The sequence below is a fragment of the Mucilaginibacter sp. AK015 genome (genome assembly GCF_014200785.1).
Taxonomy (GTDB): domain Bacteria; phylum Bacteroidota; class Bacteroidia; order Sphingobacteriales; family Sphingobacteriaceae; genus Mucilaginibacter.
Genome location: NZ_JACHCV010000005.1, coordinates 164,604 through 189,718 on the forward strand (window position 1 = coordinate 164,604; position 25,115 = coordinate 189,718).

Below are 25,115 nucleotides of genomic sequence, written 5' to 3' on the forward strand. Positions count from 1 at the left end.
TATAGCTAATAAAATCTCGCTTAAAACTACATCAATTTTACACTGCTATCACTTAAATATTTCTATTTTTGCAGCTTAACATCACATACGTTTTGACACTCATAAAATCAATTTCGGGCATCAGGGGTACCATAGGCGGTGCAGCCGGCGACGGGCTAACCCCATTAGACATTGTTAAATTTACATCTGCATACGGTAGCTGGGCTGTAAAACGCACCGGCATAAAAAAGATAGTTGTCGGCCGCGATGCCCGCCTTTCGGGCAGTATGGTAAACAACCTGGTGATAGGTACACTGCAGGGTTTGGGTATTGATGTGATAGATTTGGGCTTGTCTACCACGCCAACTGTTGAGGTTGCCGTGCCCGACGAAAAAGCCGCCGGTGGTATCATCCTTACCGCCAGCCATAACCCAAAGCAATGGAACGCCCTGAAATTATTGAACGAAAAGGGCGAATTTATAAGTGATGTTGATGGTAAGGAAGTTTTAGAGATCGCTGAGAACAGCGATTTTATCTATGCCGACGTAAATGACCTTGGTAAGCTAATCAATGATGATAGCTACCTGCAAAAACATATTGATAAAGTTTTGGCTTTGCCGCTGGTTGATGTAGCTGCTATTAAAAAGGCTGATTTTAAAATAGCTATCGACTGCGTGAATTCAACCGGTGGTATATTTATCCCTGCCTTGCTAAAGGCGCTGGGAGTAGAGGTTGTACACGAGCTTTATTGCGAGCCCGACGGGCACTTTCCGCACAACCCGGAGCCGCTGCCCGAAAACCTGGTTGCACTGTCGCAGGAGGTTTTAAAAACAAAAGCTGACCTTGGGATAGCTGTTGACCCTGATGTTGACCGCCTTTGCTTTGTATGCGAAGATGGCAGCATGTTCGGCGAAGAATATACGCTGGTAGCCGTTGCCGATTATGTGCTTAAAAACACAAAGGGCAACACGGTGTCAAACCTTTCGTCAACCCGTGCCCTGCGCGATGTTACCGAAAGTGCGGGCGGCGAATACCATGCTGCCGCCGTAGGCGAGGTAAACGTGGTGAACAAAATGAAAGAAGTTAACGCCGTTATTGGCGGCGAAGGTAATGGCGGGGTTATTTATCCCGAACTGCATTACGGCCGCGATGCCCTGGTGGGTATAGCCTTATTCCTTACGCATTTGGCTAATTACGGTAAGCCGGTGTCTGTTTTAAGGGCATCGTACCCCGGTTACTTTATATCAAAAAATAAGATAACATTGACACCCGAGATGGATATTGACGCCTTGCTGTTGAAGGTTGAAGAAAAATACAAGCAACAGCCGCACTCTACCATTGACGGGTTAAAAATAGAGTTTGATAAGGAGTGGGTGCACCTGCGCAAATCAAATACCGAGCCTATTATCCGTATATACTCTGAGGGCAATTCAGAAACCGTTGCAGACAACCTGGCCAACAAGATAATTACCGATATAAAAGAAATTTTGAATTTAAACGAGTAACAAGTAGCGCCTTTGGGGTTGGGGAATCCTGTTTGGCCGGCTGTTATTTTACTGACTTATTATAATTAAAGAAACGATGCGAGTTTATTTTGACAACGCCGCTACTACCGCGCTTGATCCAGAGGTTATCAAAGAAATGTATAAGGTTATGGAAGGCCAGTTTGGCAACCCATCATCTATACACGCCCACGGGCGCGAGGTGCGTACTTTAATTGAGCGATCACGTAAAACCATTGCCGGTTTGCTGCATACCTCGCCTGCCGAAATATTTTTTACCAGCGGCGGCACCGAGGCCGACAATACCGCTATACGCTGCGGCATTGTAGACCATAAGATAACACACGCCATAACCACCAAACTGGAGCATCATGCAGTGGTACATACCCTGCAGGCAATGGAAAAGGCCGGTGTTATCAAATTAAGTTTTGTAGATGTTGACTGTAAAGGCAACGTTGATTACGACCACCTGGAAACTTTACTGAAAAATAACGACCGTAGTTTTGTATCGCTGATGCATGCCAATAACGAATTGGGCACCCTTACTGATATTGAACGCGTAGGCAACATTTGCGAGGCGTATAACGCGCTTTACCATAGCGATACGGTACAAACTGTTGGCCATTACAAACACGATCTGAGCAAGCTTAAATTGCATTTTATGGTTTGCGCGGCGCATAAGCTGCACGGGCCAAAAGGGGTAGGCTTTCTGCATATCAATAATAAGGTTAAAATAAACCCCATGATTTACGGCGGCGCGCAGGAACGCAACATGCGCGGCGGCACCGAAAACGTTTATGGTATTGCCGGGCTTGCCAAAGCGCTCGAGATGGCCTACGCTGATATGGATGCACATCAACAACAGATACAGGCCCTGAAAAGCTATATGAAGGCGCAACTGGAGCAAAACATTCCGGGCGTTCAGTTCAACGGGGAAACCGACCCGGCTAAAAGCCTGTATACTGTACTAAATGTATCATTCCCGGAAATGGAAATGGCCGATATGTTACTATTTAACCTGGACATTGCAGGCATATCGGCATCGGGCGGCAGTGCATGCAGCTCGGGTACGGATATTGGCTCGCATGTGCTAACCGCTATCGACGCAAACCCCAACAGGCCTTCTGTAAGGTTCTCATTCTCTAAATACAACACCCGGGATGAAGTAGACTATACGGTAGCTAAGTTACGTGAATTGTGCGCAGTTGTAATTTAAGTTAAATTATTTTCATTTATTGAAATAATTAGCAAACAATCAGTTTGCTTCATAGGTTAGTTATGTACAATTAAAAACAAACCTATGATGACTACAGAAGAAAACACCTGGAACAACGATTCAACTGATCAAGGCCAGGGCGGAAGCTCAAATTCTTTCGGTAACGGCGGTAATGCCGATACCACAAATCAAAACAGCGACAATGCCGGTACAGGTAGCGGCACAACCCAAAACAATCTGGATGATACCGAAGGTGGCGGCAACACTACCGGCGGTTACGCATCGAGCCAGGGCACCGATAGCGGCCAGGACTCTGGTGGCAGCACAACGGGTGGTTACGCAAGCCAGGGCGACGGCATGGGTAACAATGCCGGTGGCAATACCACGGGCGGTTACTCAAACCAGGGTATGGGCGGCGTTGACAGCACCGGCGGCGAAGACCTGGGCGGCGGATCTGATCTGTCGGGCGATGGTATATCTGACGATGAAATGGAAGGTGACGACGAGCTTGATACAGACTCGGAAGATATCGGCCTGGATGAAGCAGAAGATTCGGACACTACGGGCGGCGGCAGCAGCCAGGGTTCTTTTTAAGTAAGTGCTTTATTTTGTTTTAGAAGTACGGGTTGCTGCCTGATTCTCTCGTATTTCTAAAACAAAATGCTGTTTTTGCCAAAACTGGCCTCGTTTTTGATTATTTATCAGTGAACAATTAAAAACTACTATTATGGAAAACGACGAAAGAAATCCGGAATATACTCCAGATATTAACCCAAATGAAAACCCTGAAGAAAGCCAGTCGGATAACGAGGGTACAGGATACAGCCAGCAAACAGAGCGCGACCAGCCACGCGAAGGCGCCGATACATCGTTTAGCGAACAAAATGATGTAACGCCACCCGAAAGGCACGAGTTCCCGTCAACCGGTGCTGCAACAAAAACAGATTTTTCCAGCCGTAACCAGGGCCGTACAACGGGCCGTATGTTAGGGCACGAGCCAGGCACAGAGGGGATATAAGAAGCCCTCTCCTTGTCATGCTGAACGCATGTGAAGCATTTATTAGCCGCTATGCATCCCTGCGATTGCAAAGTTCATTAATAGATCCTTCGCTGTCGCTCAGGATGACAAAAAAGAAAAAGGCCATTCGTAAAACTAACGAATGGCCTTTTTATATAGATTGCTTTTTTATCTTAGCATAATGAATCCGATAATAGCAATTGGATATGTAATCATATTTACCCTCATCCATCAATTTACCAAAAAGTGGATGGCCAATGGATTGCCAGCTTCAGTGTATTATAGTTTGTTTGTTTTGTTTGCCGCGGTTTTTGTTATTTTAACCCTTATTTTGTTAATGATATTTAGCGGTGTACACTGTTAATTTAGCTTAATGATGAAAAGAAAAAGGCCACCTTATTCAGATAGCCTTTATTATATTTTTAATATACTGGCATTAAGCCTGAGGCGCGGCTTTTTCTTCTTTAGCAGCAACCGGGGCAAGCATTTTTAAAAATGATGCCAGCTTTTCTTTCATCTCCCTGCGGTCAACAATAAAATCAAGGAATCCGTGTTCCTGTACAAACTCCGCGGTTTGGAAACCTTTCGGCAGGTCTTTTTTAATCGTTTCTTTAATAACCCTTGGGCCTGCAAAACCAATTAATGCACCCGGCTCGGCAATATTGATATCGCCCAGCATGGCGTACGATGCGGTAACACCGCCTGTGGTAGGGTCGGTTAACAACGATATATACGGAACCTTTGCCTGGCTTAATAATGCAAGTTTAGCCGATGTTTTGGCCATTTGCATTAACGAGAACGCGGCCTCCATCATCCTTGCGCCACCAGATTTTGATATCATCAGGAAGGGGATCTTATTGGCTATACTGTGGTCGATAGAGCGGGCTATCTTTTCGCCCACTACCGAACCCATAGAGCCGCCTATAAAATTAAAATCCATACAGGCGATAACCAGTTCCTGTCCGTTCATTTTACCATGCGCGGCGCGTATGGCATCGGTTAAACCGGTTTTATTTTTGGTTTCTTTAAGTCTGTCGGTATATTTTTTGGTATCGGTAAAGTGCAGGGGGTCGCCCGAATGCAGGTTTGTAAACAGTTCGGTAAACTGGTTATCGTCAAACAATACCGAAAAATATTCTTTCGAGCCAATACGTAAATGATAGCCACAGTAATGGCAAACATATTGGTTTTCAACCTGTTCGGAGTAGTGAAGGGGTTTTTTACAGTTTGGGCATTTGTTCCAGATGCCGTCGGGGGCTTCTTTCTTTTCCTCAGTAGTCGTAATTATCCCTTTAATTTCTCGCTTAAACCACGCCATGTTTATATCTAAGTCTTTCAAGTACTGCAAAGAAACAAAAAATATCACAACAAGTTTGTAAATGTTAGCATAAGTTAAGTTGTGATGAGCCTGGCCGCGCAAGTAAGTGTAAAAATAACACAGCTGATATTGCCCTGTGCGCGTTTTAACGTCTATTAGGTGTTTTTACAGGGCATTTATACCTAAAACTTTTGTAATTATATAGGTAAAACCCATATTTTTTATAACTTCGAGGCCCAAACATAAGCTCATGGATTTAAAAAATATAAAAGGTGTTCTGCACGGCGATCAGGTGCAGGAACTATTTGAAGCAGCTAAAAAACATCAGTTTGCTTTGCCTGCCGTTAACGTTATCGGCACAAACACTATTAACGCGGTAATGGAAACAGCTGCGGCTGTTAAATCACCTGTTATTATTCAGCTATCCAACGGTGGCGCGCAGTTTTACGCGGGTAAATCGTTAGATAACTCAAAGCTGCAAGCCTGCATTTTAGGTGGTGTATCTGCTGCAAAGCATGTGCATTTATTGGCCGAACATTACGGTGTTGCTGTAATTTTGCATACCGACCACGCTGCGAAGAAATTATTACCCTGGATAGATGGTTTGTTAGAGCACGGCGAGAAATTCTTTGCCGAAACAGGCAAGCCGTTGTTCTCGTCGCACATGCTCGACCTTTCTGAGGAGCCTATTGAGGAAAACATTGAAATATCCGCCAAATACTTAGAACGCATGGCCAAAATGGGCATGACCGTTGAAATTGAATTAGGTGTTACCGGTGGCGAGGAAGACGGCGTTGATAACTCTGATGTGGATAGCTCGCGCTTGTATACCCAGCCCGAAGAGGTTGCGTACGCCTACGAAGAACTATCAAAAGTTAGTCACCGCTTTACTATTGCAGCTGCATTTGGCAACGTGCATGGTGTATACAAGCCCGGTAACGTTAAGCTTCAGCCGGTTATTTTGCATAACTCACAAGAGTTTTTAAAGAAGAAACACAACCTTACTGCCGAAAAGCCCATCAATTTTGTGTTCCACGGCGGTTCGGGTTCAAGCCAGGAGGAGATCCGCGAAGCTATATCATACGGCGCTATAAAAATGAACATTGATACCGACATGCAATTCGCATTTTGGGAGGGTATAAGAGATTACTACCAATCAAAAGAAGGGTACCTGCAAACACAGATAGGTAACCCTGAAGGTGAAGATTCGCCAAACAAAAAGTATTACGACCCGCGCGTTTGGCTGCGTAAGGCCGAAGAAAGCTTTGTAAAAAGGCTCACTGTTGCTTTTGCTGATCTTAATTGTATAGATGTGAACAGCAAATTGTAGTCAGGTACAACGTATAAGCATAATAGCGCCGGTGTTGGTAAACATTTGGCGCTTTTTTTTAGTTGTAGGTTTATTAAATGTACATGCCATGACCATTCATCGTAAAAAGAAAAATTTATTTGAAAGATTTGCCAATTGGGCTACCATAGCAACCGGCAGTTCCGGCGCGTTTATTACTGCCATTACGGTAATTTTGATTTGGATAGTTACCGGGCCTATCTTTCAATATTCAGATACCTGGCAGCTTATTATCAATACAGGTACAACCATTGTGACTTTTCTGATGGTGTTCCTGATCCAGAAATCGCAGAATAAAGATTCGAAAGCGGTACACCTTAAGCTGAACGAATTACTGGCATCGCACGCGGGTGCAAGTAACCGCATGGTAAATATTGAAGACCTTACAGAGCAGGAACTTGATCATTTGTATAAATTTTACATCAGATTATCTAAATTAGCCGAGGAAGAAGATGATATCACCTGCACGCACTCGATAGATGCTGCCGATGAAAATCACAGTATAAAGTTATCGGGCTATAAATCTAAAAAGCATTACCAGGATGCCATCCAAAACAGAAGTAAGAAAAGTAAGTGACCCTGCCGACCTTGAAAAAGTATTTGCCATACGCCGGGAAGTATTTGTGGGCGAGCAAAATTGCCCTCCCGAACTGGAGTGGGAATTTGAAGATGAATCGACCCACTTTTTGGCTACTGTTGATGGTGAACCTGCCGGGGCATCGCGCTGGCGCAAAACCGATAAGGGTTACAAGCTGGAACGCTTTGCCGTACTGTCTAAGTTTCGTGGCTATGGTGTAGGGCAGGAGCTTGTAAAAGCCGTTTTAGCGGATCTGCCTGCTGAGGCCGGCTATGTTTACCTGCATGCACAGATACATGCCGTAACCCTTTACGAACGTTTCGGCTTTGAAAAAACCGGCCCTGAGTTTGAAGAGGCGGGTATAAGGCATTATAAGATGGTGAAAGGGAAGTGATTTCGGATTTCGGATTTTCGATTTCGGATTATTTACCTTGTTCGGCGTACTTGTCAGGTACCAAACAATCGAGAGCTACCGCGAATTTTAAGCCCGTGGTTTGCATAAGGTTGGCTTTCAGCTTGCTCAAGCTGAAGTTGTAAATGCCACACCGCCAGTTACGCTGCGCTAATCTCGCGGAAGCAAAAGGCACTTAAAATAAGGTTAACACGTTTTTTTGTTAAGTGCCTTTTAATCAAGTAGTTAATTTAAAAATCAGTTTAATTGTGTTAACCATGTTAACCATGATTTGTGTTGTGAAGGAAACGATAAAGCGAACCTATACAAACACTTTCCCTGAGTAATCCATCGCTTCGCTTAGTTTATCTAAATTAAGCCCCAGGTCGAGGTTTTGGTGCAGCAGGTATGCTATCAGGTTCTCGGTAGCGATGTTGCCTGTAAGGTCATCTTTGGCCATCGGGCAGCCACCATACCCCTTCAGGGCTGAATCAAATTTATTACAGCCACTTTGGTAAGCGGCGGCTATTTTTTCCTGCCAGGTATCAGGGGTAGAGTGCAGATGCACACCAAACGCTGTTATTTCTGATAACTTCGTGAGCGCAGGGTACAAAGCGGTGATCTGTTCGGGTGTGGCAACACCTATGGTATCCGACAGCGCAATATAGCCAATACCCTCGTCTATCATTTTTTGCGCCCAATGCTGAACTATTTCCGTGTTCCACTCATCCCCGTAAGGGTTACCAAAACCCATAGACAGGTATATCAGCAAGCTTTTGTTGTTGGCGCCGCACAACTCGTTTATCCGTTTCACGTTATCAAATGCCTGCGCAATGGTGGTATTGGTGTTTCGTAGCTGGAAGGTTTCGGATATGGAAAAAGGGTAGCCCAGGTAATGGATCTCGGGGTATACGATCGCCTCTTCTGCTCCCCGGTAATTAGCTATAATAGCCAGTAATCTCGACCTTGTGCTACCCAGGTCAAGCCTGCTTAAAACCTCTGCGGTATCACTCATTTGCGGTATGGCCTTTGGCGATACAAAGCTTCCGAAATCTATAGTGTCAAAGCCCACCTGTAAAAGCAGGTTTATGTATTCGGCTTTAACATCGGTAGGCACAAAATCGTGCAAACCCTGCATAGCGTCGCGGGGGCATTCGGTAATCTTAATATGTTCGGTCATCAGTTAGTCGGGTTTAGAAACTTGTTCGTCTTTTTGAACCAGTTCGTCGCGCTTAAAGTTACGAATTATAAGCCTGCTGCCACCGTTGTAGGTGATATAGCTGGCAACCCAGTTGATGAATACAATAACCCTGTTACGACCGCCCATAAGCGATATCAGGTGAACAAACATCCAAATAAGCCAGGCGAAGAACCCCTGGAATTTCAACTTACCCAGGTCGGCAATGGCTTTGTTGCGGCCAATGGTTGCCAGCGACCCTTTGTCGTTATATTTAAACGGCACGGTTTGTTCGCCTTTTATTAGCCGGTAAATGTTCTTGCCTGTAGTCTCACCCATTTGTATAGCTACCTGCGCAACGCCAGGGTGCCCTTTGGGGGTTTCGGGGGTTATCATGGCTGCCACATCGCCAATGGCGAATATGTTACCAGTGCCAACAACGCGGCATATAGTATCTACTTTAATACGGTTGCCACGTTCAATCGCGTCTTTAGCAACCCCATCGGGTACAACGCCCATTACGCCCGCGCTCCAGATAACATTTTTCGTTAAAATGCTTTTGCCGCCTTCAAATTTTATTTCGTTACCGTCATAACTTTCTACCTTAACGTTCAGCAAAACCTCAACGCCCATGTCGTGCAAAAATTTCTCGGCAGCTTTTGAGCCTTCATCTGAGAAGGGGCCCAGCACTTTGGGTAAAAAATCTACCAGGTAAACCTTCATCTCTTCCCGGGCAAGCTCCGGATAATCCTTACAAAGCACATGATTACGCAATTCGGCCAGGGCGCCTGCAAGCTCTACACCGGTTGGGCCGGCGCCTACCAGTACAAATGCCAGGTAAGGCGCACGTTCTTCCACAGAGGGCTTTAAAATGGCTTCCTCAAGGTTCTGAAGTACCATATATCGCAGGTTCAAGGCTTCGGGGATAGATTTCATTGGCATGGCATAATGCTCTATCTCTTTATTGCCAAAAAAGTTGGTGGTCGAACCTGTTGCTATTACCAGGTAATCATAAGGGATATCGCCAATGGTGGTAACTACGGTGTTTCGCGCTGTATCAATACGGCTTACCTCGGCATGCCGGAACCGAAGGTTTTTTTGGCCATCGAAATTTTTGCGCAGCGAAAACGCTATCGACTCGGCTTCCAAACTTCCTGTGGCTACCTGGTATAACAGTGGTTGAAAGGTATGGTAGTTGTGCTTATCAATCAGGATTACTTCTACAGGTTTTTCGGCAAGTTGTTTGGCCACCTGTAAGCCGCCAAAGCCGCCGCCTATAATTACTACTGTTGGGAATTTTGATTTATCGGTAGGGTTCATGTTGTAAATATTGAGGCCGGCCCCACCCAAACCTTACGTGAGGCAGGGCTTCAGCGTATAATTCCCTCTTAAAGGGATGGTTTGAGGGGGGCTGACGCGATTATTTACTTTTACAACAAAAAAGGCTCCAAATGTTCTTTGGAGCCTTTAATTTATGTGAGATATTTTTTACCTCAGGTCTTTCTTTCCAAAGTCGATGATAACCGGTGTAGCCACGCAGATAGACGAATAGGTACCAAAAACAACACCTATAAGCAATGCGAACGAGAACCCGCGGATAACATCTCCACCAAATATGAACAATATCACCAATATCAATACCACGGTAAACGCGGTGATGATAGTACGGCTTAAAGTATTATTAATGGCATGGTTAATAACCTCTTTAGGGTCATCTGTTTTGGCATGGTGCAGTTCAAGGAACTCGCGGATACGGTCGAACACTACCACGGTATCGTTAATTGAATAACCTATAACCGTAAGCAGCGCAGCGATGAACGCCTGGTCAATATCCAACGAGAACGGAAGGATATCCTTGAATAAGGAGAAGAACGACAGCACCAGCAATGAATCGTGCGCGGTAGCCACCATCGCACCAAGGCTGAACTGCCATTTACGGAACCTGATCAATATATAGGCCGATATTACAATAATTGCTAAAATAATGGTCCATTTAGCCGAGGCCTTCACCTCGTTTGCTATGGTGGCCTCTACCTTTTGATGGCTTAATATTTGTTTAGCGTCAATTTTGGTTGCGGGGTTTGCAGCCAGCGCTTTTATCAATGCTGTTTGTACTTTGGCATCAGCATTTGCAGATGTATCATTTATCTGATAGTTGGTATTGATGCTCATTTTGTTATCAGTACCGTAAGTTTTAACCTCGGTACCGCGGCCAAGTGTTGCATCAACGGCATCGTGTATTTGCTCGGTAGTAACGGGGTGGTTAAACTTAATGATATAAGTATGCCCGCCGCCAAAGTCGACACCATAGTTAAAGCCGCGTGTAACCATAGATACTAAACCTGCCGCAATAAATATCCCGGAGAATGCATAAAACTTAAACCTGTTTTTTACAAAGGCATAGTTAGCGTTTTTAAAGGTGTGCGAGCTCCATGGACGAGAGAAGGTGATATCCCAGCCTTTTTCGAGCATAAACTCGAATATAAGCCTTGAGATCAACAGGGAGCAGAAAAGGGTAGTTACGATACCGATCATTAAGGTCGTTGCGAAACCCTGTATTGGGCCGCTACCGAATAAGAACAGTATAACCCCTGTTAAGAATGTACTGATGTTGGCATCAAGGATAGAAGGTAAAGCATGTTTAAAGCCATCGGCTACAGCTATACGGATGGATTTGCCCAGGGCAAGTTCTTCGCGCACGCGCTCGTAAACCAACACGTTGGCATCAACCGCAACACCCAATATTAAAATGATACCTGCAATACCCGGCAGCGTTAACACTGCGCGCAGGCTCACCAATACCCCCATCAGGAAAAATACGTTGATCAGTACCGCTATTACGGCAACTGTACCCGCGCGTTTGTAATAAGCGATCATGAAAATAAGGATCACCACCAAACCTAATATACAAGATAACAAACCGGCGTTTATGGCTTCCTGACCTAATGACGGACCAACTACAGCTTCGCCAATGATGCGTGCAGGTGCAGGTAAACGGCCGGCTTTTAATATGTTGGCCAAATCCTTTGTATCTTCAAGGGTAAAGTTACCGCCCGATATGGATGATACGCCACCTGAGATTTCGTTCTGAACGTTAGGGGCCGAGTAAACGTTATCGTCGAGTACGATGGCTATAGCCCTTTTATTAGCGCCTGAAGAAGCTTCGGCGGTAATGGTTTTCCATTTTGCGGCACCCTGCGAGTTCATATACATGGTAACCTCGTAGCCGCCTTTCATTTGGTCTACATCGCTGCGCGCGTCGTTTATCACGTCGCCCGACAGGACAGGGCCGTTCTCGGCACCCGAAAGTTTGATAGCGTAAAGTTCAAATACTTTTGAGTTTTTAATAGGTTTTACGCTCCATAAGAATTTCATGTTTTGCGGAATAACCGATTTGACATCGGCACTACGCAGGTAGCTATTTACCTTAGCGGTATCTTTTTGTGCAGTGTAACCAACAATTGGGCCCGGGCTTAATTGCTGCTGGCCCGTTTGATCCTGATAAGTTACAGGCGACATAACCGCGAATAGCGGGTTAGCGGCCAACTGGTTTTTAACCAAACTGGCAGAATCTTTATTGGTGCTGTTTTTTAATTTGTTTACTAACGAATTTGCTGGCTTACCGGCAGCAGATGTATCTTTTGCCGCTGCCAGTAATTTTGCGGTATCGGCTTTTGAAGTATCGGCTTTTGAAGTTTTGTTTTTAGCAGCTAACAGGCCGTTAATGTTGTTCAGCAAACCGTAAACCTCGGTATTGTCAAAAGTTTGATAAAACTCCAGTTTGGCCGAACCTTGCAAAAGTTTGCGAACGCGCTCGGGCTCTTTAACGCCAGGCAACTCAATTAATATACGATTAGTGCTTTTTTGCAGCTGAATGTTTGGCTGCGTAACACCAAACTGATCTATACGGGTGTGTAACACCGTGTACGACTGTTGCACAGCAGTGTTTGCCTGATCTTTTAAATACGCCTCAACATCGCTGTTTGACGAGTTGAATTTCAGCTTATCCTGGTTGTTGCTGTTTGCAAATATAGCAGCAAGTTTGCTGTTGGGCGCCAGTTTTTCGTACTCGTCAACAAAAAGGGTTATGTAATCCTTTTGTTCGGTAATGCTGCGTGCCTGCGCGTTGGTTAGTGCCTGGTTAAAGGCCGGATCGGTGTTGTTGTTTGACAACGCTGTAACCAACTCGCGCAACGATATCTGCATGGTTACGTTCATACCACCTTTTAGATCGAGGCCCAGGGCCAGTTCCCGCTCTACGCAATATTGGTAGGTGTGGTTAAGTACCGGGTAAACCGGTAATGTGGAAACAGAATCAAGATAAGCCTTCTCCTTTTCAGGATCGCCTTTAGCATACGCCTTGGCATCTTGCTCAACTTTGTGGGCCACCCATGTGAACGAAAACTGGTATAAGCACACCACAGCCAGCAGAATGGCGAAAAATTTAATAACCCCTTTACCTTGCATCGCGAATTAAATATGTAATTAATTAGTTTATAAGCTTTTTAAATAAGACGGCAAATCTAATAAAATTTCACAAGCATGAAATTTTTAATTGAAACAAAATAATCTGTGTTTTTGTTAGCGGCGGTAAAGTGTGATAAATGAGTACGGCAGCGGATTTTTTTCATCCGGTTCGTTGTAAACTCGGCTTACCTCGTTCCATTTCAGGTAGTCAATTTCGGGGAAAAACGTGTCGGCCTCAAAATCCTTGTGGATAATGGTCAAATATATCCGGTCGGTTTTATCCATCGCCTGCCGGTATATCTCGGCACCACCTCCAATAAACACTTCATCCTCATGCGCGCAAAGGCTAAGCCCTTCGTCAATTGATTTTACCACCTCGCAACCCGGTATTTGTATATCCTGCCGGGTAACTACAATATTGCGGCGGTTGGGCAGCGGCTTACCAACCGACTCATACGTTTTGCGCCCCATAATAATGGTGCGGCCTGATGTTATCTGCTTAAAGTGTTTAAGATCATTGGGCATATGCCAAAGCAACTGGTTGTTTTTGCCAATGGCGTAGTTTTGGGCGATGGCTACTATAATGGAGATTGTCATTGAATTTTAATTGAATGCTTAACGATCCAATTTTTTATTTGATCGAAATTAAATTGACCCATACTCGCAGCTATTGCCATATCATATTTTTCTTTTGGGGATGCTACTAGCGTAGTATTTTCAACCCTCATGGTAAGGCGAAGTAAAAGATATGCTATACGTTTATTACCGTCGATAAAAGGGTGATTGATAATAAGACTTTCAAATACCGCAGCAGCTTTATCAGCAGCTGTCGGATAAAGATCTTGCTGATCGAAGGTCATTGACAGACGCGCTAAAGCAGCTTCCAAACCTGCGATATCTCTTAGGCCCTTACTTCCACCAAACTGATCAATTAAATCGTTGTGATATTGTTCGACCTCCTGTAAGTCAATCATTGCGCAAGTTTCCTAAATACTTCTTCGTCTTCAGCAATTATTTCTTTAACATATTCAGCACGTTTTGCCTTTTCAGTGATTTTATTACTTACATCTTGTATGTAACCTAAAACCTCTTGCAGCAGATTTTCAGGAGCATTTTCAGGAATTTGCTCAACGGCTTTCTGTATCTCTTCTTTTAACTCTGTAGTGCTCATAATCCAAATTTACAAAACATCCGTCTAAACCGCAACAACGCCCTTAATATGCGGGTGTGGCTCGTAATTTTCCAACGTGAAATCCTCGTACTTAAAATCGAAGATGTTTTTCACATCCGGGTTGATGCGCATGGTTGGTAATGGCCTTGGCTCGCGGCTTAGCTGCAGGCGGGCCTGCTCTAAATGGTTGTTGTAAATATGGGCATCGCCAAAGGTGTGAATAAAGTCGCCGTAATCCAGGTCGCATACCTGGGCCATCATCATGGTAAGCAAAGCATACGACGCGATGTTGAAGGGTACCCCTAAAAATATATCCGCGCTGCGCTGATATAATTGACAGGATAATTTTCCTCTTGTTTCACCTTTAGCGGCGTTGGGGGGCTCCACATAAAACTGAAACAAACTATGGCAGGGTGGCAGGGCCATCTGGTTAACATCGGCAACGTTCCATGCCGATACCATAATACGCCGCGAATCGGGGTTTGTCTTTAATTGGTTTACAACCTGTGTTATCTGGTCTATATGGCCGCCATCGGGTTTTGGCCAGCTGCGCCACTGGTAGCCATACACCGGGCCAAGGTTGCCGTTCTCGTCGGCCCACTCGTCCCAGATGCGTACGCCATTATCTTTAAGATATTTGATATTGGTATTGCCGCTCAGAAACCAGATCAGCTCGTGGATGATGGATTTAAGGTGGAGCTTTTTGGTAGTCACCATCGGGAACCCGTCCTGCAGGTTAAAACGCATTTGGTAACCGAACGCGCTAAGGGTGCCTGTACCGGTGCGGTCGTGCTTCTGCGCTCCGTTCTCCATCACATGCTGCATCAGGTCGAGGTACTGTTTCATTTTGTGGTTGTAAGGGTTGTAGTGGTTAAAGGGTTAAAAGTTGCCAATGTGTTACTACAACATTTACAACCTCTCTAAACATCCCTAATCAAATGCAAATAAAAATAATCTATTTTTGGTATCCTACTGATGTGTATAAATACATACGGTGTTAATTGAATTTTTGATGATAGTATTCCCGAACGCCAAAATAAATATCGGCTTAAATATTGTTGCCCGCCGGCCTGATGGTTACCACGACCTGGAAACCGTTTTTTACCCGGTGAAAATTAAAGACGTACTGGAAGTTACAGAAGCTGACAAATTGAGCTTCGAATCATCGGGACTTGACATTCCCGGGGCAGGGGTTGATAACCTTTGCATCAAGGCATACCACTTGCTAAAAAAAGACCACCACCTGCCGCCGGTAAAAATTCATCTGCACAAAAATATCCCAATAGGAGCGGGGCTCGGTGGAGGCTCGGCCGACGCCGGGTTTTTCATTAGGTTGATGAACGATAAATTTGAACTGGGCTTGTCGGCTGATAGGATGGAAGATTATGCCCGCACACTCGGCGCCGACTGTGCTTTCTTCATCCGCAACCAGCCCGTGTTCGCGTTTGAGAAGGGAGACGAGTTTGAACCGATCACTCTCGACTTGTCGGCATATAAAATTGTATTGGTGATGCCTGATGAGCACGTATCAACCGCAGAGGCTTACAGAGGCGTAAAACCGGCACCGGTCCGCGATTCGTTATACGACCTCATAAAAACGCCCCTTACGGCGTGGAGAGGGCGCATTAAGAACGACTTTGAAAGCCATATCTTCCGCGATCATCCCGTTATACGTGGCGTAAAAGCAGAACTGTACGAACATGGCGCCGTATACGCAAGTATGAGCGGCTCAGGCGCATCGGTTTTTGGCATTTTTAAAGACACACCAAACCTTGATGTGATGAAAGAAAACTACCGGGTTTTTGAAAATGTGTGACGCTTTTGGAAAGATGAAAAACCTTAAGGATTAACCGGTGATCACCAACCTCTAATCCCGGCTGATATAATCCCTGTCTTCGTCACTTAGTGTATTTTTGTCTTCGCCGGCATGTAGTTCGTCGTAGTGTTCGCTGATATTGTACTTTTTATTTTTTGGCCGTCCAACCAGTACGCCCAGGACGAAAGCGGCCAACGCTATGGCTGTCATCACCGCAAGTTTTGAAACGCTTTTTTTAACAAACAAAATGGTGAACCACGCCTCGTCGGTATTTTGCATAATGACGATAGTGATGAGCACTACAAGGACGAGTGCGAAAATATTTTTAATACTCATGGTTGTCTTCCTGGTTTTAGTTTATACAATATGCGCTTTTTAAATCTTTTTTAAAAACGCCGTAACTGATAAGCGGTTTGCAATTAAAAAACATAGCAGTAAAAGCCCGCTCATGCTACTCTGTGATAACAATCGTTTCAAAAAGTTTTAAGCACGTTTTTCCCGCGCGAGGGGCCGCATCCCTTTTGGCCCGATTTTGGTAATTAACCAATGACTTGTCTTGAACAAATGACCGCTGCCTCGAACCGATTTTTAACTATCAGTTTTGATGTTAAAACGCGCTGCTGTATACAAAGTTAATACTCCCCGTATTTTTTTAAAAAGCTTAAAGTTTGAGTTCGGTACACTTTGAAAAGAATACCGACTTATTTTTCGGCCTCAAATTGTTTAATGATTTAACCTGTTGTATTTATCTGATTAATAATATGTTATTGACATATTTTACTCTGTTTATGAACGGTTGCTATTTTTTTTAGTATTTGTAAATTTAAAAGCTGAATTTTATTTAAAATTATTATTCTTATAAAAATTATAAATATTTGATTTTAAATTTTTTATATTAAAACATCAATTGATTAGTTTAGTTGTAAATTACCGAAATAAGCACTTTCATCAGCTATGTTTATAACTGAACTTTGCCTGAACAATCAGTACACTAACTGATTTTTAAATTTGCCCCAGTTTCGCACCAAAATATTTTTACAGCATGCAGGTGGGCAAAAATTAATAGTGTCTTAAAACGACTTAAAACGCGCTGTACAGCAGGCGCACTTTATCCCCTACCCCACAAGATATGGTTGCAACCAGCGGAATTAGAAAGAAGAAATTTACAATTTACGGCGTTTAGCAACCTGCTTTTGTGCCACAGGAAAAAGGAAGATAGTAGATAGTATAATAACCGAACCTACCCAAAAACCAACCGACATTTTGTTCATATCACCAAAAAAAAGGAAGGCCATAATGATGCCATAAACCGGTTCGAGATTGGTTATAAGGGCTACGCGAAAGGCGGACAGCTCGCGCATTACCGATACGCCCGCGACGTACGCAAGCGATGTACATACAGTGCCCAGCAGGAATAAATATCCCAGATCAGCAGCTTTCGGTATCAAAAAACCAGCTGTGCCTGCAGTAGCAAAAAGGTAGATAGTGATCCACAGCAGCGCACCAGACAGTTCATAAAAAGCGATAACAGGCGCCTGGTGGTGCTTTACCTGGCGGCTGTTGATGATGGCAAACAGGCTTGCAAGCACAGCGCTGATTAGGCCGGCAATTATACCCTTAGTGTATTGTGTTTCGAATTTGAAAATTAATATGATACCCGTTATGATCAAAATACCGGCCAAAATCTCCATTCTTGAGATGCGCTTTTTATTAATCAGCGGCTCAAAAATCGCCGTAAAAAGCGTGATGGAAGACAGGCATACCAAGGTTACCGGCACCGTTGAAAGCTTAATAGAAGCAAAGAAAAGTATCCAATGGCCGCCCACTAAAGCACCCGTAAGCAGTAATTTCAGCGCGGTTTTGGCGGTAACTTTGAACGCGGTTTTGTTAAATTTGAAGTATAAAAATAACGACAAGCTTGCTATAAGCACCCTGTACCACACCAAATTTACTGCTGAAATAGAAATAAGCCGACCTAAAATTCCGGTAAATCCCCATACAAAAACAGTAAAATGCAGTATTAAAAGGTTCTTGTTTATGCCTGCATTATTGTTTGAAACAGTCATTATTTTGGTGCTTTAGCAAGAAGAATATAGCCCAGTGTGCCAAATATCAGGTTGGGCATCAGCACTGCCATAAGCGGCGGAAAGCCCCCTTTTATGGCAAATACGAGGGCGAATTTATTCACTACAATATAAGTGAAACATATAAAAATGCCGATACCTAATGGCAAACCAACGCCACCACGCACTTTTCTCGACGCTATGGCGACCCCGATACAGGTGAGTACGAACGAAGATAATGGCTCCACAAAGCGGCGGTATTTTTCAAATTTCATGTCGGTAATTACGCCGGTGCCACGTGTCTTTTCTTTCTCGATACCCTTGTTTAAAGCGGTTAAAGACATAGCGCTGTAGATGTTGCTGGCTACATTATCATGCGCTTCAAAATCAATCGGGCGCATGTCTAAAACGGTATCGATGGAGGGCATGTTTTGTTTAAAGACTTCTTTTAAACCGTTAACATATCGTATGGTTGGCATGATGATGGTCCATCGGTTTTTAAGCGAATCGTACTTGATACTGGTAGCGGTAAGCTTCTCTTTTAGTTCGTCGCCATCAAATTTTTCGAGTGTAAAGTTATAGCCGGTTTGCACATCCGGGTCATAAGTTTCCAGGTAAACAAAGGTGCGTTTATCAAGCTGAATGTGTACTTCTTGTTTTGAGGGGTCGTCGTTTTTAAAAAAATGAGCGCCTTCAAAAGTGATCTTTAGCTTATTGGTAAAGGGTAGCAGGTAAACATTTGCGAACAAGGAAACGGTAAATATTAGCCCGGCAGATAACACATAGGGCCGCAAAAAGCGATAAAAACTGGCCTTACTTGTTAAAATAGGCACAATCTCTGTTTGATTGGCCATTTTAGCCGTAAAAAAAATAACCGCTAAAAAGTTAATGAGCGGCGAAAGCAGCATCAAATAAAAGGGGATAAACCCGGCGTAATAAGTAAAAACAATATCGTTTACCGCTACGTCGTCGCCTAAAAAGTTATCAAGGTGCTCAGATATATCAAACACAACCGATATCACCATAAAAATTCCCAATGTAAACACAAAGGTGCCCAAGTATTTTTTGATGATGTACCTGTCAATTACGGTTAAATATCGGTGTAAGAATGCTCTCATTTATAATCTTTGGCCTAAACGGTTCACCATAACTTTCTTCCACTCGTAAAACTCTCCGGCAATGATTTTATTGCGTGCTTCGGTAACTAACCACATGTAAAAGTGCAGGTTATGCAATGTAGCTATTTGCGCCCCCAGCATCTCGCCGCTGTGTATCAAGTGGCGCAAATAAGCTTTAGTATAACACGTGTCCGCGTAAAGATCACTATCAACCTCAATAGGGCTAAAATCGTTCTTCCACTTCTCGTTTTTAATATTAATGATGCCGTCCTTTGTAAACAACATGCCATTGCGGGCGTTTCGGGTAGGCATTACGCAATCAAACATATCAATACCCAAAGCAATGTTTTCTAATATATTAACCGGTGTACCCACACCCATCAGGTAACGTGGTTTATGCCGGGGTAAAATATCGCAAACAACCTCTGTCATGGCGTACATTTCTTCGGCAGGCTCACCTACCGATAAGCCGCCAATGGCGTTGCCTTCACGTTCAAAAGAGGCGATAACCTCAGCCGAGCGCACCCGCAGGTCCTTATATACCGATCCCTGAACTATCGGGAAAAGCGTTTGGTCGTAACCATATTTGGGGCCGGTTGTATCAAAGCGGTCGCAGCAGCGTTTAAGCCAGCGGTGCGTCATCTCTATAGAACGTTTTGCATAGTTGTAATCGCACGGATAGGGGGTACATTCATCAAATGCCATAATGATATCGGCACCTATAACGCGCTGTATATCCATTACGTTTTCGGGCGTGAACAGGTGTTTTGAACCGTCAACGTGTGAGCGGAAAGTAACGCCTTCTTCCTTTATCTTTCGCACATCGGTAAGCGAATACACCTGGTAGCCGCCGCTATCGGTTAAAATAGGACCCTGCCAGCCGTTAAATTTATGCAAGCCGCCGGCCAATTCTATGGTATTTAGCCCGGGCCTTAAATATAAGTGATAGGTATTGCCTAATATGATCTGTGCTTTAATATCGTTCTTCAGTTCGCGCTGGTGTACTGCTTTTACCGTGCCGGCTGTGCCAACAGGCATAAAAATAGGCGTTTGTATAACCCCGTGGTCTGTAGTAAGCTCGCCCGCGCGGGCTTTAGAGAGCGGGTCTTGTGCGGTTAAATTAAATTTCATTTACTGGTGCAAAATTAACAAAAGTTTGCGGGTTTACTCACCCCGGCATCGCTGCGCTTGCCGACCCTCTCTGCTGCGCAAAGAGGGTGAAGAAAAAGAGGCTTACCCTCTTTCCGCCGCAGGCGAAGAGAGGGTCGGGCGCGTAACGCCGCGGGGGTGAGTAAGATTCGCCGCTTTGTTAGTCAACTCATCCCGGCATCGCTGCGCTTGCCGATCTTCTCTGCTGTGCAAAGAGGGTGGGAAATAAAAGGAAGAGATAAAAGTTCCTCACCCTCTTTCCGCCGCAGGCGAAGAGAGGGTCGCGCACGTAACGCCGCGGGGTGAGTAAATAGCCGCTTTGTTAAGAAATTTTGCCTCAAAGTCTCACCTATTTTTATCAAATTTGCACCTTATTATCAAGGGGTTTGGAAGTTTATATTCACGAGGCGTTATTTGTTCTGTTTCAGCTATGTTTTATTCTTCAGCTGTATTACCTGCTAAGTAACCACAGCCGGCTTACACGCTACAAACCTGCCCACACCTCAATAGCTATCGGGATGCCACCGCCAACTGTACCCGTTTCAGTTATCATCAGCGCACGTAACGAGGCCCGTAATTTGACAGAAAACCTGCCTTATATTTTGCAGCAAAACTATCCGGATTATGAAGTGGTGGTTATAAACGATTGCTCTACCGACGATTCGGACATGATACTGCTGGAGATAAAACAAGAGTTCCCGCATCTTAAAATTGTAACGATCACGGAGCATGAGCGGTATAAAACCGGTAAAAAGTTTGCCCTTACCCTGGGTATAAAAGCCGCAAAAAACGAACATCTTTTGTTTACCGATGCCGATTGCAAGCCGGCTACCCTTAATTGGATAACCCTTATGGCGGCCGGTTTTACGGGTTCAACACAAATTGTTTTAGGTTATTCGCCATACACCCGCACCGGTAACTTCCTGAATCCTTTCATCAGGTTCGAAACCGTAAAAACCGCGATAAGTTACCTTTCGGCAGCGCTTAACGGCGATGCTTATATGGGTATAGGGCGCAACCTGGCGTATACCAAATCGTTGTTTTTTAAGGCGAAGGGATTCGCGTCCCACATGCACGTTATATCCGGCGATGACGATCTGTTTGTGAATCAAAACGCCACGCCTGGAAACACCAGTATACAAATACACCCGGATACCTTTACCTATACCGATGCTAAAACTACATTGGCTGGCTGGTTCAGGCAAAAAAAGCGGCATATGGGCGTAGGCAAATTATATAAGAACAGCCACAGGCGAATGCTAAGTTTTGATGCCGTTAGCGGGTTTTTATTTTATGTTTTATTTATATTGTGCCTGGTATTTAAATTTGAACCCTTTTTAATTATAGGCGTTTTTGTTTTCAGGTGGATACTGCAACTGTTGGTTTATAGCAAAGTATTTAAAAAGCTGGATAACGGCGACCTGGTATGGGCGCTGCCATTTTTTGATATGATATATTATATATACTTAAACGTGTTTGGATTGATAGGTACTTTTATTAAAACAACGCGATGGAAATAAATAAACATTTCACCGAAAATGCTAAAAACGATTTCCACTTGGTTGTAAAGGCAAGGGGAGGTAACCAAAAAGCTTATGCCGACCTGATGCACCGGTATAAAGATTCGATATATTTTATGGTGTTAAAAATGGTTAACAACAAAGAGGACGCCATGGACCTTACCGTTGAAACCTTTGCCAAGGCTTTTGAAAAACTGGAAAAGTACCAGCCCGAATATGCGTTTAGCACATGGCTTTTCCGCGTAGCCACCAACAATTGTATCGATTTTATACGCAAGAAAAAGCTTAGCACGCAATCCATACATAGCATGATGGATGAAGATGGTGACGAAAAGCCGCTTCAAATAAAATCAGATGGCTTGAACCCCGAAGAAACATCCATCAAAAAACAACAAACCGAAGAATTAAAAGTATTGATAGATAGCTTACCCATACGCTACCGTAACCTGATAACCCTGCGCTACTTTGATGAACTTTCGTACGAGGAAATAGCTCAACAGCTTGATCTGCCCCTGGGTACGGTTAAGGCGCAGTTATTCAGGGCCAGGTATTTGTTAGGTAATATCATTAACCGTTATAATAAGGATGACATCTGATATCCTGCTTAAATATTTCCCGGATATTACGGCCCACCAGCAGGCCCAGTTTGCACAGCTGCAGCAACTGTACACCTTTTGGAACAGCCAGATCAACGTAATATCCCGAAAGGATATCGACCTGTTGTATGAGCGCCATGTGCTGCACTCGCTCGGGATAGCCAAAGTAATGACCTTTTTACCCGGCGAAAACGTACTGGATGTTGGGACGGGTGGTGGTTTCCCGGGCATCCCGCTGGCTATACTTTTCCCCGAAACCAATTTTCACCTGGTAGATTCTATCGGAAAAAAAATTAAGGTGGTTGCCGAAGTTGCCACCGCATTAGGGCTTAAAAATGTGCGGGCCACGAATGCACGTGCCGAAGATATTAAAGAGCAATTCAACTTTGTGATATCGCGCGCAGTTACGCAGCTAAAGGATTTTTACCCTTGGGTGAAGGGCAAATTCAAAAAGCAGTCGGTTAATAAATTTCCAAACGGAATACTGTATTTAAAGGGGGGGGACTTAACGCAAGAAATTGCCGACGCGGGTTTAACCGTGCAGCAATTCTACCTCAGGGATTATTTTGAGGAGGAGTTTTTTGAAACCAAGCAGGTTATCTATATAAAAGGGTAACCATTACCGCTACTTTAAATATCCTGCCAGGGTTACTTGTCCCATAAAGTTTTTGGCATCTACCACATTGTCAGTTAAGGCTGGCGGTGCGTAAAACTGACGCGCCTTCTCATTTATCAACATAAATGTTGCTACCATTGTATAGGTGCCCGGTGCCTTATCTATAGTGCCGTTAAATGCTTTTAACGCCCTGATGGCTTCTTCGTCGCAACCGTATCCTATTCCCTTTGCTACTTTAACATCAGTTATTTTATGTTCGTTATTAATAACAAGCGAAAGTATCACATCTCCGTTTATCCTTTTATCGAATGCTGCGGTGGGATAGCGTGTGTATTTAGCCATATAAGTGAACAATTGATCATAAGCAGAATCGTAAGGTGGCGGCGGCGGCGGTGGTGTGCCGTTAAACTTGTCTCTGGTTACAACCGGCGGCGGAAATTTTACATGGCTAACCTTTAACTTTTTTGGAGGTGCGGGTGGTGGCGGCGGTGATTTAAGCTTAACTTTAGGCGGTGCAGGCGGCGGAGGCGGCGGTATAGTATCGTTTTTTTCGCGCGCAACAACAGATACATCAAGCCCTTTTTCCTTTAGGGTTATTTTGTCTTTTTCGGTTAAGCTGTTTACTGTGTAAACGGATTCAACATTGGTTTTAGGGTTAGTGAACACCATTTTATCCGATATTATCGTAACCTTATCTGCCTTATTAACTATTTTCAGGGCATACTTGGTGCTGTCAATAACAGGATCGGGTATCTCCACAGTTTTTTGTGGCGCCAGGTCTATCACCCCGTAATCCTTACTAAACAATAATGTTGATGTGCAGAGCATGCCGGCACAAAGCGGCACCGCTGCCAGGTACTTTAGCCTTGCTAACTTACCCGATCGTTTTTGATTTAACATAATGATCCTCTTTTTTAATAGGTTATAATTGAAAAATGAATGCGAGATAGGCGCGCCCTGTATGCCATAGGCGTTGTTAAGTAAAAACGAAGAATAGGCGAGTGTGTCTCGCTCGTGCGCGGCGGTTTGTTCGTCGGCTATATATTCGTGTATAGTTTTGAGGCTCCGCTGAACAAGATAAATAAGCGGATTGAACCAGTTGATTACTTTCAGCAACTCTAACAAAAGAATGTCTGCAGAATGCTTTTGCCGTATATGCACCAACTCGTGCGCGATAATGGTTTCGGCCTGCGGCAAGTTGCGGCCAATAAACAGGTAATTAAAAAATGAGAAGGCGGTATTTTCGTCGTTCAGATTAATGAGTTTGTATTGGTTTTGATAAACCAAATGCTTTTTGCGCGTTAGCATATATAATTTGTATAAACGGTACACTAATGTTAAACAGGCAATTGCTGCCCCCAGCGCATACGCATACAATACCAAGTTTTGCAAGGTGAAATGATATTCCGGCGGGCCAATTTGAGCAGGCGTGTATGTCAGCGGCCCGCGTGCAAGCGGTGTTGCGGGTTGTATAACCAGTTCTTCAACAGGTTTTAACATGCCCAGTTTGGTTATGGGCAGCACAAACGACGCAACGCTGCTAAAAATGAGGTAAGCCCTGCTTAAGGTATAATGAGTATCGCGGTTCAAAAACAGGCAATAGCACAAATAAAAAACGCCCAGGTAAATATTTGCTTCGATGAGGTAGTGCAGCCAGCTCATTTTTTTTGAGATTTAAGTTTGTTGATCAGTTCGGTAAGCTCGTCAAGCTCTTTAAGGCCCAGGTTTTTTTCGTCGGCTATGAACGATACCAGGCTTTTGTAGGAGTTATCAAAATAATTGCTCATCAGCTTGTCGAAAGTAAATTTCTTGTAATCGTCTTCGCTGATTACCGGAAAGTAAACATGGGAGTTGCCGTAGGCTTTATGGTCTACAAAGCCTTTTCCTTCAAGCACACGCACTACGGTTGATACCGTGTTGTAGGCGGGTTTTGGCTCGGGTATTTTTTCGAGGATGTCCTTTACTATCGCTTCGTTCAATTGCCACAGTATCTGCATGATCTGTTCTTCGGCCTTGGTCAGTTCTTTTAGTTTCATAGCAAACTATTTTTATAGTTAGACTAAGGTAGAACTA

At 44.1% G+C, this 25,115-nt stretch carries 25 protein-coding genes; 11 read left to right on the plus strand and 14 right to left on the minus strand.

All coding sequences use genetic code 11. From position 1 onward, the window contains the following. Positions 1 to 92: 92 nt before the first annotated feature. The 4 genes from glmM (at position 93) to HDC91_RS18145 (ending at position 3,715) form a co-directional block, all read left to right on the plus strand. Positions 93 to 1,484 carry a phosphoglucosamine mutase gene (glmM, locus tag HDC91_RS18130; RefSeq protein WP_183554592.1) on the plus strand — a complete coding sequence of 464 codons (1,392 nt, stop codon included), beginning with the start codon at positions 93 to 95 and terminating at the stop codon, positions 1,482 to 1,484. A 76-nt stretch (positions 1,485 to 1,560) separates the two neighbouring features. Beyond that, entirely contained in the window at positions 1,561 to 2,697 is a 1,137-nt protein-coding gene (locus HDC91_RS18135) for a cysteine desulfurase family protein (RefSeq protein ID WP_183554594.1), read from the plus strand. Between the two features lie 84 nt (positions 2,698 to 2,781). Continuing rightward, positions 2,782 to 3,291 carry a hypothetical protein gene (locus tag HDC91_RS18140; RefSeq protein ID WP_183554596.1) on the plus strand — a complete coding sequence of 170 codons (510 nt, stop codon included), beginning with the start codon at positions 2,782 to 2,784 and terminating at the stop codon, positions 3,289 to 3,291. A gap of 133 nt (positions 3,292 to 3,424) precedes the next feature. Beyond that, the gene (locus tag HDC91_RS18145; protein ID WP_162432971.1) at positions 3,425 to 3,715 is read left to right on the plus strand and encodes a hypothetical protein; all 291 of its coding nucleotides are present in this window, start codon (positions 3,425 to 3,427) and stop codon (positions 3,713 to 3,715) included. A 436-nt stretch (positions 3,716 to 4,151) separates the two neighbouring features. Here HDC91_RS18145 and accD read toward each other — a convergent pair whose 3' ends face one another. After that, positions 4,152 to 5,033, minus strand: a complete 882-nt coding sequence (gene accD / locus HDC91_RS18150; RefSeq protein ID WP_183554743.1) for an acetyl-CoA carboxylase, carboxyltransferase subunit beta — start codon at positions 5,031 to 5,033, stop codon at positions 4,152 to 4,154. 250 nt (positions 5,034 to 5,283) lie between these two features. Here accD and fbaA point away from each other — a divergent pair, with 250 nt between their 5' ends. The 3 genes from fbaA to HDC91_RS18165 all read left to right on the plus strand — a co-directional run bounded on the left by fbaA (position 5,284) and on the right by HDC91_RS18165 (position 7,352). Beyond that, positions 5,284 to 6,363 carry a class II fructose-bisphosphate aldolase gene (gene fbaA / locus HDC91_RS18155; RefSeq protein WP_162432970.1) on the plus strand — a complete coding sequence of 360 codons (1,080 nt, stop codon included), beginning with the start codon at positions 5,284 to 5,286 and terminating at the stop codon, positions 6,361 to 6,363. An 88-nt stretch (positions 6,364 to 6,451) separates the two neighbouring features. Continuing rightward, positions 6,452 to 6,958 carry a low affinity iron permease family protein gene (locus HDC91_RS18160; protein ID WP_183554598.1) on the plus strand — a complete coding sequence of 169 codons (507 nt, stop codon included), beginning with the start codon at positions 6,452 to 6,454 and terminating at the stop codon, positions 6,956 to 6,958. Beyond that, positions 6,924 to 7,352 (plus strand): GNAT family N-acetyltransferase, encoded by a 429-nt coding sequence (locus tag HDC91_RS18165; protein WP_183554600.1) that lies wholly within the window; start codon positions 6,924 to 6,926, stop codon positions 7,350 to 7,352. The genes HDC91_RS18160 and HDC91_RS18165 overlap by 35 nt, the downstream gene beginning before the upstream one ends. Before the next feature lie 319 nt (positions 7,353 to 7,671). Here the strand turns inward: HDC91_RS18165 and HDC91_RS18170 are convergent, their stop codons facing one another. The 7 genes from HDC91_RS18170 to HDC91_RS18200 all read right to left on the minus strand — a co-directional run bounded on the left by HDC91_RS18170 (position 7,672) and on the right by HDC91_RS18200 (position 15,010). After that, positions 7,672 to 8,529 (minus strand): hydroxymethylglutaryl-CoA lyase, encoded by an 858-nt coding sequence (locus HDC91_RS18170; protein WP_183554602.1) that lies wholly within the window; start codon positions 8,527 to 8,529, stop codon positions 7,672 to 7,674. A gap of 3 nt (positions 8,530 to 8,532) precedes the next feature. Further along, positions 8,533 to 9,846: an NAD(P)/FAD-dependent oxidoreductase gene (locus HDC91_RS18175; RefSeq protein WP_183554604.1), complete on the minus strand. Its 1,314-nt coding sequence runs from the start codon at positions 9,844 to 9,846 to the stop codon at positions 8,533 to 8,535. A gap of 168 nt (positions 9,847 to 10,014) precedes the next feature. After that, the gene (gene secDF, locus HDC91_RS18180; protein ID WP_183554606.1) at positions 10,015 to 12,993 is read right to left on the minus strand and encodes a protein translocase subunit SecDF; all 2,979 of its coding nucleotides are present in this window, start codon (positions 12,991 to 12,993) and stop codon (positions 10,015 to 10,017) included. Positions 12,994 to 13,107: 114 nt separating this feature from the next. Further along, the gene (locus tag HDC91_RS18185) at positions 13,108 to 13,590 is read right to left on the minus strand and encodes a dihydrofolate reductase (RefSeq protein ID WP_183554608.1); all 483 of its coding nucleotides are present in this window, start codon (positions 13,588 to 13,590) and stop codon (positions 13,108 to 13,110) included. Further along, positions 13,587 to 13,967, minus strand: coding sequence for a type II toxin-antitoxin system death-on-curing family toxin (locus tag HDC91_RS18190; RefSeq protein ID WP_183554610.1), 381 nt, complete (start codon positions 13,965 to 13,967; stop codon positions 13,587 to 13,589). Before HDC91_RS18190 ends, HDC91_RS18185 begins: the two co-directional genes overlap by 4 nt. After that, the gene (locus HDC91_RS18195; RefSeq protein ID WP_162432962.1) at positions 13,964 to 14,164 is read right to left on the minus strand and encodes a hypothetical protein; all 201 of its coding nucleotides are present in this window, start codon (positions 14,162 to 14,164) and stop codon (positions 13,964 to 13,966) included. The genes HDC91_RS18190 and HDC91_RS18195 overlap by 4 nt, the downstream gene beginning before the upstream one ends. A gap of 24 nt (positions 14,165 to 14,188) precedes the next feature. Beyond that, on the minus strand, positions 14,189 to 15,010 hold the full coding sequence (locus HDC91_RS18200) for a thymidylate synthase (protein WP_183554612.1): 822 nt from the start codon (positions 15,008 to 15,010) through the stop codon (positions 14,189 to 14,191). Between the two features lie 166 nt (positions 15,011 to 15,176). Between HDC91_RS18200 and ispE the strand changes: the two genes are divergently transcribed. Next, positions 15,177 to 15,980 (plus strand): 4-(cytidine 5'-diphospho)-2-C-methyl-D-erythritol kinase, encoded by an 804-nt coding sequence (ispE, locus tag HDC91_RS18205; protein ID WP_183554614.1) that lies wholly within the window; start codon positions 15,177 to 15,179, stop codon positions 15,978 to 15,980. A 51-nt stretch (positions 15,981 to 16,031) separates the two neighbouring features. Here ispE and HDC91_RS18210 read toward each other — a convergent pair whose 3' ends face one another. The 4 genes from HDC91_RS18210 to tgt all read right to left on the minus strand — a co-directional run bounded on the left by HDC91_RS18210 (position 16,032) and on the right by tgt (position 20,292). Then, positions 16,032 to 16,316, minus strand: coding sequence for a hypothetical protein (locus tag HDC91_RS18210; RefSeq protein ID WP_183554616.1), 285 nt, complete (start codon positions 16,314 to 16,316; stop codon positions 16,032 to 16,034). Between the two features lie 827 nt (positions 16,317 to 17,143). Continuing rightward, positions 17,144 to 18,046, minus strand: a complete 903-nt coding sequence (locus tag HDC91_RS18215) for a DMT family transporter (RefSeq protein WP_183554618.1) — start codon at positions 18,044 to 18,046, stop codon at positions 17,144 to 17,146. After that, entirely contained in the window at positions 18,046 to 19,161 is a 1,116-nt protein-coding gene (locus tag HDC91_RS18220; protein ID WP_183554620.1) for an LptF/LptG family permease, read from the minus strand. The genes HDC91_RS18215 and HDC91_RS18220 overlap by 1 nt, the downstream gene beginning before the upstream one ends. Then, positions 19,162 to 20,292 carry a tRNA guanosine(34) transglycosylase Tgt gene (gene tgt / locus HDC91_RS18225; protein WP_183554622.1) on the minus strand — a complete coding sequence of 377 codons (1,131 nt, stop codon included), beginning with the start codon at positions 20,290 to 20,292 and terminating at the stop codon, positions 19,162 to 19,164. Between the two features lie 404 nt (positions 20,293 to 20,696). Between tgt and HDC91_RS18230 the strand changes: the two genes are divergently transcribed. Genes HDC91_RS18230 through rsmG form a run of 3 tightly spaced genes read left to right on the plus strand, consistent with a single transcriptional unit; the run spans position 20,697 to position 23,042 of the window. Further along, positions 20,697 to 21,830 carry a glycosyltransferase gene (locus HDC91_RS18230; RefSeq protein WP_221262268.1) on the plus strand — a complete coding sequence of 378 codons (1,134 nt, stop codon included), beginning with the start codon at positions 20,697 to 20,699 and terminating at the stop codon, positions 21,828 to 21,830. Next, positions 21,821 to 22,426 (plus strand): RNA polymerase sigma factor, encoded by a 606-nt coding sequence (locus HDC91_RS18235; RefSeq protein WP_183554624.1) that lies wholly within the window; start codon positions 21,821 to 21,823, stop codon positions 22,424 to 22,426. Before HDC91_RS18230 ends, HDC91_RS18235 begins: the two co-directional genes overlap by 10 nt. Beyond that, positions 22,416 to 23,042, plus strand: coding sequence for a 16S rRNA (guanine(527)-N(7))-methyltransferase RsmG (gene rsmG, locus HDC91_RS18240; protein ID WP_183554626.1), 627 nt, complete (start codon positions 22,416 to 22,418; stop codon positions 23,040 to 23,042). Before HDC91_RS18235 ends, rsmG begins: the two co-directional genes overlap by 11 nt. Positions 23,043 to 23,051: 9 nt before the next feature. Here rsmG and HDC91_RS18245 read toward each other — a convergent pair whose 3' ends face one another. After that, positions 23,052 to 24,704 (minus strand): M56 family metallopeptidase, encoded by a 1,653-nt coding sequence (locus HDC91_RS18245; RefSeq protein ID WP_183554628.1) that lies wholly within the window; start codon positions 24,702 to 24,704, stop codon positions 23,052 to 23,054. Beyond that, entirely contained in the window at positions 24,701 to 25,078 is a 378-nt protein-coding gene (locus HDC91_RS18250) for a BlaI/MecI/CopY family transcriptional regulator (protein ID WP_183554630.1), read from the minus strand. Before HDC91_RS18250 ends, HDC91_RS18245 begins: the two co-directional genes overlap by 4 nt. Positions 25,079 to 25,115 lie beyond the last annotated feature (37 nt).

Bases quoted from the DNA above. Each gene is read 5' to 3' on its own strand.
- rsmG (WP_183554626.1), top strand. From the start codon at position 22,416: ATGACATCTGATATCCTGCTTAAATATTTCCCGGATATTACGGCCCAC.
- HDC91_RS18135 (WP_183554594.1), top strand. From the start codon at position 1,561: ATGCGAGTTTATTTTGACAACGCCGCTACTACCGCGCTTGATCCAGAG.
- HDC91_RS18220 (WP_183554620.1), bottom strand. From the start codon at position 19,161: ATGAGAGCATTCTTACACCGATATTTAACCGTAATTGACAGGTACATC.
- HDC91_RS18245 (WP_183554628.1), bottom strand. From the start codon at position 24,704: ATGAGCTGGCTGCACTACCTCATCGAAGCAAATATTTACCTGGGCGTT.
- accD (WP_183554743.1), bottom strand. From the start codon at position 5,033: ATGGCGTGGTTTAAGCGAGAAATTAAAGGGATAATTACGACTACTGAG.
- HDC91_RS18200 (WP_183554612.1), bottom strand. From the start codon at position 15,010: ATGAAACAGTACCTCGACCTGATGCAGCATGTGATGGAGAACGGAGCG.
- tgt (WP_183554622.1), bottom strand. From the start codon at position 20,292: ATGAAATTTAATTTAACCGCACAAGACCCGCTCTCTAAAGCCCGCGCG.
- HDC91_RS18210 (WP_183554616.1), bottom strand. From the start codon at position 16,316: ATGAGTATTAAAAATATTTTCGCACTCGTCCTTGTAGTGCTCATCACT.
- ispE (WP_183554614.1), top strand. From the start codon at position 15,177: ATGATAGTATTCCCGAACGCCAAAATAAATATCGGCTTAAATATTGTT.
- HDC91_RS18175 (WP_183554604.1), bottom strand. From the start codon at position 9,846: ATGAACCCTACCGATAAATCAAAATTCCCAACAGTAGTAATTATAGGC.
- HDC91_RS18195 (WP_162432962.1), bottom strand. From the start codon at position 14,164: ATGAGCACTACAGAGTTAAAAGAAGAGATACAGAAAGCCGTTGAGCAA.
- HDC91_RS18235 (WP_183554624.1), top strand. From the start codon at position 21,821: ATGGAAATAAATAAACATTTCACCGAAAATGCTAAAAACGATTTCCAC.
- HDC91_RS18215 (WP_183554618.1), bottom strand. From the start codon at position 18,046: ATGACTGTTTCAAACAATAATGCAGGCATAAACAAGAACCTTTTAATA.
- fbaA (WP_162432970.1), top strand. From the start codon at position 5,284: ATGGATTTAAAAAATATAAAAGGTGTTCTGCACGGCGATCAGGTGCAG.
- HDC91_RS18250 (WP_183554630.1), bottom strand. From the start codon at position 25,078: ATGAAACTAAAAGAACTGACCAAGGCCGAAGAACAGATCATGCAGATA.
- HDC91_RS18140 (WP_183554596.1), top strand. From the start codon at position 2,782: ATGATGACTACAGAAGAAAACACCTGGAACAACGATTCAACTGATCAA.
- HDC91_RS18145 (WP_162432971.1), top strand. From the start codon at position 3,425: ATGGAAAACGACGAAAGAAATCCGGAATATACTCCAGATATTAACCCA.
- HDC91_RS18190 (WP_183554610.1), bottom strand. From the start codon at position 13,967: ATGATTGACTTACAGGAGGTCGAACAATATCACAACGATTTAATTGAT.
- secDF (WP_183554606.1), bottom strand. From the start codon at position 12,993: ATGCAAGGTAAAGGGGTTATTAAATTTTTCGCCATTCTGCTGGCTGTG.
- HDC91_RS18165 (WP_183554600.1), top strand. From the start codon at position 6,924: ATGCCATCCAAAACAGAAGTAAGAAAAGTAAGTGACCCTGCCGACCTT.
- HDC91_RS18170 (WP_183554602.1), bottom strand. From the start codon at position 8,529: ATGACCGAACATATTAAGATTACCGAATGCCCCCGCGACGCTATGCAG.
- HDC91_RS18185 (WP_183554608.1), bottom strand. From the start codon at position 13,590: ATGACAATCTCCATTATAGTAGCCATCGCCCAAAACTACGCCATTGGC.
- HDC91_RS18160 (WP_183554598.1), top strand. From the start codon at position 6,452: ATGACCATTCATCGTAAAAAGAAAAATTTATTTGAAAGATTTGCCAAT.